The following is an 11689-nucleotide window of genomic DNA, read 5'->3' on the forward strand; positions in this document are numbered from 1 at the left end:
TCTGACCGTACAAAGGAACCGCATGCTGCCCGCCCGTCCCTTCGCCAAGACCGTCCTCTGCACCCTGCTCGCCGCGCTGTCCCTGCCCGCCGCTGCCGCCGAGCCGGCCTGGGTCACGAAAAGCAATACCAACGCCAAAGTCCTCCTCAACGTCCTTGCCAAGTATTCGCCCGAGAGCGCCAGCAACCTCGGCGTCGAGGGCTATGACGAGCAGATCATGGACTTGTCGCGCGACCAGTTCGAGCCCGCCAACCGCGACATGCGCGCGGCCATCGCCGAACTGCAGAAGCGCCTGCGCAGCGAGACCGACAGCAAGGTCAAGCAGGATTTGCAGATCCTGATCGACAAGGCCCAAGACCAGCTGAAATCGAGCGCCCTGCAGCGCAAGTACTTCATGCCCTACCACGACCTGACCCGGATGATGTTCGGCGTCGTGCGCTCGACGCTCGACCCGCGCATCCCGCAGGCGCGCCAGCAGGCGCTGCTGGCGCGGCTCGACAAGTACACCGGCCAGGCCAAGGGCTACCGCCCGCTGACGGAACTGGCGCAGGAGCGCCTCCAGGAACGCCTGAAGGCCGACAAGAACCTGCTCGGCCCCTACAAGGGCGAACTCGAGCAGGCGCTGAACGACGGTCCGACGCTGTTGAAGGGCATGCGCGATCTGCTCGCCAAGAGCCAACTGAAAGACTGGGAGCCGCGCTTCGCGCTGCTGGAAAAGCAGCTCATGGCGTATAACGCGCGCCTGAAAACCGAGATGCTGCCGCGCGCGCGCAGCGACCATCGCCTGCCGCCCGAAGTGTATGCGGACAACCTGAAGAATTTTGGGGTCGACATCAGCCCGCAGGAGCTGATCGCCAAGTCGCTGACATCCTTCGCCGAGATCCGCAACCAGATGCAGATCACGGCCAACCTGCTCGCCAAGGAACGCGGCTTCAAGGACAGCGACTACCGCGTCGTCATGGCCGAACTGAAAAAGCAGCAGATCCCGGCCGAACAGGTGATGCCGCTGTACGCCGAGCGCCTGGCGGCGCTGGAGTCGGCCGCGCGCGCGCACCAGGTGGTCACCCTGCCCGAGCGCAAGGCCGTCATCCGCCTGGCGAGCATGGCCGAGAACGCGGCCCAGCCCGCCCCGCACATGAGCCCGCCGCGCCTGATCGGCAATACCGGCGAGTATGGGGAATTCGTGCTGACCACCGGCATGCCGCCCGACGCCAGCGGCAAGCGCCTGGTGTTCGACGACTTCACCCACCAGGCCGGCACCTGGTCGATCACGGCCCACGAGGCGCGTCCCGGCCACGAGATGCAGTTCGCGAAGATGATCGAGACCGGCGTGTCGACGGCGCGCGCGGTGTTCGCCTTCAACAGCGTCAACGTCGAAGGCTGGGCCCTGTATGCGGAAGCGGAAATGCAGCCCTACGAGCCGCTCGACGGCCAGCTGTTCGCGCTGCAGGCACGCGGCATGCGCGCGGCGCGCGCCTTCCTCGACCCGATGGTCAACCTGGGAGAAATCACGCCCGAGGGCGTCAAGGCCTTCCTGATGCAGGACGTCGGCCTGTCCGAAGGCATGGCGACCCAGGAGGTGCAGCGCTACACCTTCCGCGCACCGGGCCAGGCGACGTCCTACTTCTATGGCTACCAGCGGCTGATGGAAACCCGGCAAGCCGCCGAAGTCGCATTGGGCAGCAAGTTCGACCGCCAGAAGTTCAACGACTTCGTGCTGGCCCAGGGCCTGGTGCCGCCATCCCTGCTGAGGAAAGCGGTGATGGAGGAGTTCGTGCCCTCGCAGAAGTAGACGGTAAAACCGCCGCGGATCAGCCGCGGCGCGGCGCCGGACGCGCCGTGCCGTTCGCCAGGGCCTCGGCGATGATGGCGCGCGTCGCGCGGTCGGCAATGGCGTGCTCGGCTTCCATCTGCTTGCCGAGCACTTCCATCTTCTTGCCGACCGCTTCCATCGGCTTGCCGGCGTCTTCCATCTGCTTGCCGATGGCTTCCATCCTGGTCCGGTTCAGGGTGACGGCGGCCAGCGCCATGTCGGTCCCGAACGAACCCATCACCTTCCCGTGGCGCCCCATTTCCTCGCCGTGCTTGCCCATCTCGGCGCCCAGCTTGTCGACCGGCGCCCAGGCGCTGCGCACGCGTTCGAGGGTGGCAGCGTCCTGCACGATGTATTCCTTGCTGTCCTTGCGGAACCAGAAGAACTCGCCGCGCACGCTGTCCTTGAGGGCGTCGATGTCGGCGCTGCTGACCCGGCTGCCCACGCGCAGGTCGCCGCGCGTGCCGCCGCGCACCAGGGCGTAGGGCTCGCCGGTCTCGGACCGATGCATGCCGCGCACCTGTTCCAGGCCATCGCTTGGGGGCGCCGCGTGCACGGCCAGCAGCGGCGCGGCGCAGGCGGCAGCGGCTGCGCTCAGCAGCAGTGCGTGCTTGATCGTGCGGGAAGCGAAAGGAAAACGGGTCTGCGGCATGATGTGCTCCATGGCGTGAATGACAATGGAAGCACTGTAGAAGAAGCAGACGCCGCCTGCCCGCTACTTGCGACAGACCGTCGCTTTCGCGGGACAGACTACATGAAACCGCCGTGGACCAGGGAGATCAGTACACCACGACCGAGCGGATCGACTCGCCCGACTTCATCAAATCGAAGCCTTCGTTGATCCGCTCGAGCGGCAAGGTGTGCGTGATCAGGTCGTCGATGTTGATCTTGTTCTCCATGTACCAGTCGACGATCTTCGGCACGTCGGTGCGCCCGCGCGCGCCACCGAAGGCCGAGCCCTTCCACTCGCGGCCCGTCACCAGCTGGAACGGACGGGTCGAGATTTCCGCGCCCGCCTCGGCCACGCCGATGATGATCGACTGGCCCCAGCCCTTGTGGCAGCATTCGAGCGCCTGGCGCATCGTGTTGACGTTGCCGATGCACTCGAACGAATAGTCGGCGCCGCCGTCGGTCAGCTGGACGATGGCGTCGACCACGTTCTCGACCTGGCTCGGGTTGACGAAATGGGTCATGCCGAACTTGCGCGCCATGGCTTCGCGCGCCGGGTTCAGGTCGACGCCGATGATCTTGTCGGCACCGACCATTTTTGCTGCCTGGATCACGTTCAGGCCGATACCGCCGAGCCCGAACACGACGACGTTCGCGCCGGCTTCCACCTTGGCCGTGAAGATCACGGCGCCGATGCCGGTGGTGACGCCGCAGCCGATGTAGCAGATCTTGTCGAAGGGCGCGTCCGGACGCACCTTCGCCAGCGCGATTTCCGGCACCACGATGTAGTTCGAGAAGGTGGAGGTGCCCATGTAGTGGTAGATCGGCTGGCCGTCGAGCGAAAAGCGAGACGTTGCATCCGGCATCAGGCCGCGCCCTTGCGTCGAGCGGATCGCCTGGCACAGGTTGGTCTTTTGCGACAGGCAGAATTTGCATTGCCGGCATTCCGGCGTGTACAGCGGAATCACGTGATCGTCGCGCTTGACCGAGGTGACGCCGGGGCCGACCTCGACCACCACGCCCGCGCCTTCATGGCCGAGGATGGCCGGGAACAGGCCTTCCGGGTCGGCGCCGGACAAGGTGTAGTAATCGGTATGGCAAATGCCGGTGGCCTTGACTTCGACCAGCACTTCGCCGGCCTTCGGGCCTTCGAGGTCGAGTTCTTCGATCGTCAGCGGCTGACCCGCCTTCCATGCAATGGCTGCCTTGGTTTTCATGGGGATTCCTATCAAATGGGTTGGAGCGATTGCCATGATACCAAGCCACCGGAATCCCCGCCGCCGCATGCCAGATGCCTACCTCATGCAGGCTGCAAAAATGCTGCATATGCACAAGGGCGAGGGCCAAAAATATACCACCGAATGAACGAATCATACTGTTTCTAACTGTGCGTGTATGCAACATTGCAACACAGCTGAGCACGATTGATTTGTCAATTGCTTGCGCACAGCTTTCATGCCTACACTGGATCAGCCGTTAATAACGGCGTTTAGCGTTTTTCAAAAAACGTGCACGCGATCGGAGATATCGCGGCATATCGATAGGCTTTTATACGGAGAAGTAAACATGACTCGTGCTTCAAAGAAGACCTTCAGCCTGTGCCTGGCCGCTGCCGCGGTCGGGATGCTCTGCAACGCTGCCTATGCGGCCGCGCCTGACACCACCCGCATCATCGTCGCCTTCAAGCCGGGCGCGAAAGCAGCAGTGAAATCGGCCGTCACCGTCGCCAAGGGCGCCGTGAAGCACGAAATCTTCGGCATGAACGCGATGGCGATCGAAGTGCCGCGCGTCGCCCTCAAGGGCCTGGAAAACAACCCGAACGTCGAATACATCGAAGAAGACGTGATCCGCAAGCCGTTCGCCCTGACCACGCCGTCGACCGGCACCCCGTACGCATCGGGCCAGCTGGTCCCGTACGGCATCAAGCAGGTACAGGCTGACCTGCTGAGCGACTCGGCCGCGGGCAACCGCAAGGTCTGCATCATCGACTCGGGCTACGACCAGAAGCACGAAGACCTGTCGGCCAACCCGGTCACCGGCGAATACGACAGCGGCACCGGCTGGTGGTACACCGACGAGAACAGCCACGGCACCCACGTGGCCGGCACCATCGCCGCGATCAACAACAGCGGCACCGGCGTGGTCGGCGTCAACGCCAACAAGCAGCTCAAGCTGCACATCGTGAAGGTGTTCGGCGCGGCCGGCTGGGCCTATTCGTCGACCCTGGCCACCGCGGCCAACAAGTGCGGCGCAGCCGGCGCCAACGTGATCAGCATGTCGCTCGGCGGCGGCCGCTCCAGCCGCACCGAGCAGAACGCCTTCGACAGCCTGCAATCGAAAGGCGTCCTGAGCATCGCCGCTGCCGGCAACGACGGCAACACCGTGATCTCCTACCCGGCCGGCTACAACAGCGTGATGATGGTCGGCGCGGTCGACGAGAACAAGCAGTGGGCCACCTTCTCGCAGTACAACAGCCAGGTCGAAATCGCCGGCCCTGGCGTCAGCGTCCTGTCCACTGTGCCGATGGGCACCGGCCAGGAAGCGGTCCTGACCGTCGGCTCGACCACCTACGCGCCGGGCGCGATGGAAGGCTCGCCGGTCAAGACCGCCACCGCTGCGCTGGCCGACTTCGGCATCGGCGACACGACCAATACCGCCGTCTCGGGCAAGGTCTGCCTGATCGCACGCGGCACCGTGGACTTCGCCACCAAGGTCTCGAACTGCGAGAAGAGCGGCGGCGTCGGCGCCGTGGTCTACAACAACGTGGCAGGCGCCTTCGGCGGCACGCTGGGCACCACCGTGACCAACATCCCGTCGGTCACCGCCACCGATACCGATGGCGCGGCGATGAAGAACCAGCTGGGCCAGAGCGCCACCGTCGGCATCAAGGCATCGAACTACGCCTACTTCGACGGCACCTCGATGGCAACCCCGCACGTGTCGGCAGTCGCCGCGCTGGTGTGGAGCTACTTCCCGACCTGCACGGGCTCGCAGATCCGCACTTCGCTGACCAAGAGCGCGCTCGACCTGGGCACCGCCGGCCGCGACACCAAGTACGGCTTCGGCCTGGTGCAGGCGAAAGCTGCCTACGACCGCATCAAGGCACTGGGCTGCGGCATGTAATCTGCTGTAGGCTGTAACGGAAAAGGGCGCCTCGGCGCCCTTTTTTTTCGTCCTGGTTTGCGTAGGGCGGGCGCGGCCGGCGTAGGCTTTCGAGCCCGCAGGCCCGCACAGGGTGAAACCGCGTGGGCACGAGTGCCCACCCTACGTGGTTCTATTTTTGATGCGGCTGCATCGTCAACCCGATCAGCCGGGCCACGACCGCCGCCAGGTACATCAGGCCGGCGAACATCTCGACGCTGGCCAGCGAGCGCGCGTGCACGGTGAGCGGAATGACGTCGCCGATGCCGGTCGAGGACAGCAGCGCGAAACTCAGGTAATTCAGCTCGGTCCAGCTGCGCGGCAGCTCGGGGTTGACGGCGGCGGAGAAGGAGCCCGGCGCCAGCGCCTGCACCACCAGGTAGAGGTGGGTGAAGCCCCAGGCCAGCAGGGTAAACGTGGCGCCGGCGGCAAACAACTCGTCGGTCGTTACGCGCCGGTCTTCCAGCATATAGGCGATCAGGCTGCCGGCGGCATAGAAATAGAACAGGGCCTCGAGCCCCGAGGACCACGGCTGCAGGTGGGGCACGTCGAACAGGATCTGGGCCGACAGCAGCGCGATGATCGGGATCGTCATCGCCACGCTGAACCAGGTGTGCCCGGGCGTGCGGCGCACCATGCGGATGGTGAAGGTCAGGATCACGATGCCGAAGGCGTTGAAGGCGACGTGGCCGAAGCGGGTGCCCTCCAGGAAGGGGTACAGCAGCATGCCGAGCAGCTGGGCCAGCAGCAGGATGGCCGACGGGTGGCGCCGGGTGTGGACGATCAGGCGAAGCAGGCGCATCGGTTTCTCTTGGGTGAACGGTCGACGGCCTTATTGTATTCACAAGCGCGGCCGTGGCGTGCACGCCCGGCTCGGCCATGAAAAAACCCGCCTCGCGGGCGGGTCGGGAATCGCGGCGGCCGCGCTCAGGCGGCGACGCTGTCGATGACGCCCATTTCCTCGGACGTCATCATGCGGTCGATGTCGACCAGGATGATCATGCGTTCGTCGACGGTGCCCAGGCCGACCAGGTAATCGGTGTTGAGCGCGCCGCCCATGTCCGGCGCCGGCTTGATCTGGTCGGCCGTCAGCGAGATCACGTCCGACACCGAATCGACCACCATGCCGACCACGCGGTCCTGGATGTTCAGGATGATCACGACGGTGAACTGGTTATAGGTCGGCTCTCCGAGTTTGAACTTGATGCGCATGTCGACGATCGGCACGATCGTGCCGCGCAGGTTGACCACGCCCTTGACGTGCTCCGGTGCGCTGGCGATGCGGGTCACCGTTTCGTAGCCGCGGATTTCCTGCACCTTCAGGATCTTGATGCCGTATTCCTCGTTGCCGAGCTTGAAGGCCAGGGCTTCGAGCACGCCGTCGTTCATCAAGGTGTTGTCCATGGTTTACCGTCGTTCAAAAAGAAAAAGAAGACGGTCATTATATATTTTTGCCGCACGGCAACAAACAACCTGCGCGTGCGGCCAGCCATTCTGTCTCGCCCCTACAACTGCCCCGGCGTGCCGAACAGGTCCGCGAAGCGCTGCGCGGCCGTGCCGGGCGCCGGGTCGGCATACACGGCCGTGATCGCCGCCACCATGTCGGCGCCGCGCGCGACCAGCGGCGCGGCGCGCTCCGGCGTCATGCCGCCGATGACGACCAGCGGCAGGGAGAACGCCTCGCGGGCGGCTTCCAGCAGCGCGGGCGGCGTGACGAAATCGTACTTCTTCACCAGGGACGGATAGAAACCGCCGAAGGCCAGGTAGCTGGCGCCGGCCGCCGCGGCCGCCCGCGCCAGCTGCAGGTCGCCGTAGCAGGAGGCGCCGACGATCTTGCCGCGGCCGAGCAGCGCGCGCGCTTCGGCCAGGGCGAGGTCGGAGGCGCCCAGGTGCACGCCGTCGGCATCGAGCCGGCGGCACAGGTCCAGGTGGTCGTTGATGACCAGCGGGCGCTTGCTGCGCCGGCACAGGTCCAGCAGCGCGCCGGCCTGTTCGAGGCGCAACGCTTCGCCGGCGTCCTTGTGGCGGTACTGGACCATGGCCACGCCCGCCTCCAAAGCGGAAGCGGTTGCCGCCAGCAGCCTGTCGGTGTCGTCCCAGTTCGGGGTGACGAGATAGAGACCGCGCATGGGATGTCCTTTCAAGGTATTGGGGATGATGGTGAGATAAAACAGCGGCGCGGAATGCGCTGCCCGGGCGCGATGGCGAACGACTCGGCCAGCGTCCTGTGGCAGTAGGCCTGGGCGCTGTCGAGGGCCTGCTCCATGCCCTCGCCCAGCGCCAGCCGCCCGGCCAGGGCCGCGGCCAGGGTGCAGCCGCTGCCGTGGAAGGCGCCGGCCAGGCGCGGCCGGCGCCAACTGCGCACCAGCCGGCCCTGGACATACCAGTCGTTGCATACGACAGGGCCGTCGTCGTGCCCGCCCGTGACCAGCAACTGCGCGCACGGCGCGCACGAGAGACGGTCCAGGGCGCGCGCTTCCGGCGCATTCGGCAGCGCGATGGTGGCGAGCGCCAGCAGCACGCCGAGCGCGCCCAGCGGATCGCCCTCCCCCAGCGCATCGCCGTGGCCGCTGGCCAGCACCGGGTCGAGCACCACCGGCAGCGCCGGATCGCGCGCACGCAACTGCCGCACGACGGCGGCGATCGCGCGCGCGTTGGCGCCGCTGCCGGGAATGCCGATCTTGACCGCCTTGATCGCGCAGCGGTCGAGCAGCGCATCGGCCTGGCGCAGCACGAAGGCGGTATCGACCGGCGCCACCCCGTGCACGCGGTTGTTGTCCTGCGCCGTGAGCGCGGTCGCCACCGGCAGCGCGTGCGCGCCCTGGGCGGCAATCGCCAGCACGTCGGCGGCGAGGCCGGCGCCGCCGCTGGGGTCGAGCCCGGCGAAGACCAGCACCGAAGGCAGCGTCATGCGACGCGGCCTTCGCCAGGTGACGACGGCGAGGCCATGAAGCGTTTCGGCATGCGCCCGGCCAGCCAGGCTTGGCGCCCGGCCTGCACCGCCAGCTTCATCGCGCCTGCCATGCGCACCGGCTCGCGCGCGCCGGCAATCGCCGTGTTCATCAGCACGCCGTCGCAGCCCAGCTCCATGGCAATCGCCGCGTCCGAGGCCGTGCCGACCCCGGCATCGACCAGCACCGGCACCGTGGCCTGCTCGACGATCAGGCCCAGGTTCCAGGGGTTGAGGATGCCCATGCCCGAGCCGATCAGGGAGGCCAGCGGCATCACCGCGACGCACCCGATCTCCTGCAGGATTTTCGCCTGCACCGGATCGTCGCTGCAGTAGACCATCACGTCGAAGCCGTCGCGCACCAGGGTCTCGGCCGCCACGATCGTCTCCGGCATGTGCGGGAACAGGGTTTTTTCGTCGCCCAGCACTTCGAGCTTGACGAGCTTGTGCCCGCCGAGCAGTTCGCGCGCCATCTGCAGCGTGTAGACGGCGTCGCGCGCGTTGTAGCAGCCGGCCGTGTTCGGCAGGATCGTGAACTGGCTCGGCGGCAGCACGTCGAGCAGGCTCGGCGCGTTCGGGTCCTGGCCGATGTTCACGCGGCGGATCGCCACCGTCACGATCTCGGCTTCGGCAGCCAGCGTGGCCTCCCGGGTTTCGCTGAGGTCGCGGTATTTGCCGCTGCCCACCAGCAGGCGCGAGCGGTAGGTCTTGCCCGCGATGGTAAGGAAGTCGTCGTTCATGCTGGTCTCCTGTTAGCCGCCGCCGATGGCGCGCACGATGTCCACCCGGTCGCGCGGCAGCAGCGCGCGCGCCTCCCATTGCTGGCGCGGCACCACTTCGCGGTTGACCGCCAGCGCCACCGCCTGCCGGCCCACGCCGAGCGCGTGCACCAGGTCGGCCAGTGTCTGCCCGCCTGCCAGGCGGTAGGGTTCGCCATTGAGCTCGATCTCGAGCAAGTTGGTAGCGGGCACGGTCACACCTCGCGGTAGAGCCGGGCGCCGCCGCGCACGAATTCGATGGCCTTTTCCTGCATGCCGTGCGCCAGCGCCTGCCCCTCGTCGACTCCGCTGGCGGCCGCATAGGCGCGCACCTCCTGGGTGATCTTCATCGAGCAGAAATGCGGGCCGCACATCGAGCAGAAGTGCGCGACCTTGGCCGACTCCTTGGGCAGCGTCTCGTCGTGGAAGGCGCGCGCCTTGTCCGGGTCCAGGCCCAGGTTGAACTGGTCCTGCCAGCGGAATTCGAAACGCGCCTTGGACAAGGCGTTGTCGCGGATCTGCGCGCCCGGATGGCCCTTGGCCAAATCCGCCGCGTGGGCCGCGATCTTGTAGGTGATGATCCCGTCCTTGACGTCGTTCTTGTCGGGCAGGCCGAGGTGTTCCTTCGGCGTCACGTAGCACAGCATCGCGGTGCCGTACCAGCCGATGGTGGCGGCGCCGATGCCGGAGGTGATGTGGTCGTAGCCGGGCGCGATGTCGGTCGTCAGCGGTCCCAGGGTGTAGAACGGCGCCTCGTGGCATTGCTCCAGCTGGAGGTCCATGTTCTCGCGAATCAGGTGCAGCGGCACGTGGCCGGGACCTTCGACCATGACCTGCACGTCGTGCTTCCACGCGATTTGCGTCAGTTCGCCGAGGGTCTTCAGTTCGGCCAGCTGCGCCTCGTCGTTGGCATCGAAGATCGAGCCCGGGCGCAGGCCGTCGCCCAGGCTGAAGGCGACGTCATACTGCTTCATGATGGCGCAGATCTCTTCGAAATGCGTGTACAGGAAGGATTCCTTGTGGTGCGCCAGGCACCACTTGGCCATGATCGAGCCGCCGCGCGAGACGATGCCCGTCAGGCGCCGGGCCGTCATCGGCACATACGCGAGGCGAACGCCGGCGTGGATGGTGAAGTAGTCGACGCCCTGCTCGGCCTGTTCGATCAGGGTGTCGCGGTAGATCTCCCAGGTGAGGTCCTCGGCCTTGCCGTTCACCTTTTCCAGCGCCTGGTACAGGGGCACGGTGCCGATCGGCACCGGGCTGTTGCGGATGATCCATTCGCGCGTCTCGTGGATGTGCTTTCCGGTCGAGAGGTCCATCACGTTGTCGGCGCCCCAGCGGATCGCCCAGGTCATCTTTTCGACCTCCTCGCCGATCGACGAGGTAACGGCCGAGTTGCCGATGTTGGCGTTGACCTTGACCAGGAAATTACGGCCGATGATCATCGGCTCGCTCTCCGGATGGTTGATGTTGGCGGGGATGATGGCGCGCCCGCGCGCCACCTCCTCGCGCACGAATTCCGGCGTGATCTCCTCGCGCAGGGCGGCGCCGAACGACTGTCCCGGATGCTGGCGGCCCAGCAGCGCGGCCATTTTTTGACCGACCGGGCCGCCGGACTCGAGCTGCTCCAGGTAGTGCCTGCGCTGCAGGTTTTCGCGCAGGGCGATGAATTCCATCTCGGGCGTGACGATGCCGCGGCGCGCGTAATGCATTTGCGTGACGTTCGCACCCGGCTTCGCGCGGCGCGGCGTGCGCTGCAGTTCGAAGCGCAGCGCGTCCAGGCTCGGGTCGCGCAGGCGCTCGGCGCCGTAGGCGGAACTCGGTCCGGGCAGCTGCTCGGTATCGTCGCGTTCAAGAATCCAGCCGGCGCGCAGGGCCGGCAGGCCGCGCCGGATGTCGATCCGCGCCGCCGGGTCGGTGTAGGGACCCGAGGTATCGTAGAGGAAGACCGGCGGATTGGTTTCGCCGCCGAAGCTGGCCGGGGTGTCGTCCTGGGCGACCGCGCGCATCGGCACGCGGATGTCGGGACGGCTGCCTTCGATGAAGACCTTGGTCGAATTCGGGAAGGGGGCGATGGCGGCGCTGTCCACGATGGCGGTGGCGGCGTCGAACTTCAATGGGGCGTTCATGTGGCTCCTTTGCGTGAGGAGCCAGCAAAGGAGGCGGGAAAGGCATGGGGTGCGTGCGTACGCGCCCCGGCAGTTCCGAAAGCTTCCCTTCGCTGGCATTATCCAGATCAGGTTCAGAGGGTATTTCTCACCCGCGCATCGCATCGATGCGCAGGACCCCTAGCGGTGCTGCCTTGTGGCAGCGGATCGATTATAGCCGGTTTGGTCGGCTTGACAAGTGGTGTCTCGG

The 11689-nt window shown here is 66.3% G+C and carries 11 protein-coding genes and 1 riboswitch; of the genes, 2 read left to right on the forward strand and 9 right to left on the reverse strand.

Translation table 11 applies throughout. The annotated features are described in order from the left end of the window. Positions 1–22: 22 nt before the first annotated feature. Positions 23–1792 (forward strand): DUF885 domain-containing protein, encoded by a 1770-nt coding sequence (locus ACFPAH_RS15760; RefSeq protein WP_379747167.1) that lies wholly within the window; start codon positions 23–25, stop codon positions 1790–1792. A 19-nt stretch (positions 1793–1811) separates the two neighbouring features. On the opposite strand, the gene ACFPAH_RS15765 is transcribed toward ACFPAH_RS15760, so the two are convergent. Both ACFPAH_RS15765 and ACFPAH_RS15770 read right to left on the reverse strand, forming a co-directional pair. Beyond that, complete coding sequence (locus ACFPAH_RS15765; RefSeq protein WP_379747169.1) at positions 1812–2465, reverse strand: hypothetical protein; 654 nt, start codon at positions 2463–2465, stop codon at positions 1812–1814. Between the two features lie 127 nt (positions 2466–2592). Next, positions 2593–3699 (reverse strand): S-(hydroxymethyl)glutathione dehydrogenase/class III alcohol dehydrogenase, encoded by a 1107-nt coding sequence (locus ACFPAH_RS15770; protein ID WP_379747171.1) that lies wholly within the window; start codon positions 3697–3699, stop codon positions 2593–2595. A gap of 349 nt (positions 3700–4048) precedes the next feature. On the opposite strand from ACFPAH_RS15770, the gene ACFPAH_RS15775 reads away from it, so the two are divergent. Next, positions 4049–5605, forward strand: a complete 1557-nt coding sequence (locus ACFPAH_RS15775) for a S8 family serine peptidase (protein ID WP_379747173.1) — start codon at positions 4049–4051, stop codon at positions 5603–5605. Positions 5606–5756: 151 nt separating this feature from the next. Here the strand turns inward: ACFPAH_RS15775 and ACFPAH_RS15780 are convergent, their stop codons facing one another. The 7 genes from ACFPAH_RS15780 to thiC all read right to left on the reverse strand — a co-directional run bounded on the left by ACFPAH_RS15780 (position 5757) and on the right by thiC (position 11460). Continuing rightward, a complete protein-coding gene (locus tag ACFPAH_RS15780; RefSeq protein ID WP_379747175.1) occupies positions 5757–6425 on the reverse strand; it encodes an ion channel in 669 nt (222 codons plus the stop codon). Positions 6426–6550: 125 nt separating this feature from the next. Beyond that, the gene (locus tag ACFPAH_RS15785) at positions 6551–7027 is read right to left on the reverse strand and encodes a chemotaxis protein CheW (protein ID WP_379747177.1); all 477 of its coding nucleotides are present in this window, start codon (positions 7025–7027) and stop codon (positions 6551–6553) included. A 101-nt stretch (positions 7028–7128) separates the two neighbouring features. Next, on the reverse strand, positions 7129–7752 hold the full coding sequence (gene thiE / locus ACFPAH_RS15790; RefSeq protein WP_379747179.1) for a thiamine phosphate synthase: 624 nt from the start codon (positions 7750–7752) through the stop codon (positions 7129–7131). A gap of 11 nt (positions 7753–7763) precedes the next feature. Beyond that, positions 7764–8534, reverse strand: a complete 771-nt coding sequence (gene thiD / locus ACFPAH_RS15795) for a bifunctional hydroxymethylpyrimidine kinase/phosphomethylpyrimidine kinase (protein WP_379747181.1) — start codon at positions 8532–8534, stop codon at positions 7764–7766. Further along, on the reverse strand, positions 8531–9313 hold the full coding sequence (locus ACFPAH_RS15800) for a thiazole synthase (RefSeq protein WP_379747183.1): 783 nt from the start codon (positions 9311–9313) through the stop codon (positions 8531–8533). The genes thiD and ACFPAH_RS15800 overlap by 4 nt, the downstream gene beginning before the upstream one ends. A 12-nt stretch (positions 9314–9325) precedes the next feature. Continuing rightward, complete coding sequence (thiS, locus tag ACFPAH_RS15805) at positions 9326–9529, reverse strand: sulfur carrier protein ThiS (RefSeq protein WP_379747308.1); 204 nt, start codon at positions 9527–9529, stop codon at positions 9326–9328. A 17-nt stretch (positions 9530–9546) separates the two neighbouring features. Further along, complete coding sequence (thiC, locus tag ACFPAH_RS15810; protein WP_379747185.1) at positions 9547–11460, reverse strand: phosphomethylpyrimidine synthase ThiC; 1914 nt, start codon at positions 11458–11460, stop codon at positions 9547–9549. A gap of 67 nt (positions 11461–11527) precedes the next feature. After that, positions 11528–11631, reverse strand: a riboswitch (TPP riboswitch). Positions 11632–11689 lie beyond the last annotated feature (58 nt).

The sequence above is a fragment of the Massilia sp. GCM10023247 genome (assembly GCF_042653325.1).
GTDB lineage: Bacteria > Pseudomonadota > Gammaproteobacteria > Burkholderiales > Burkholderiaceae_D > Telluria.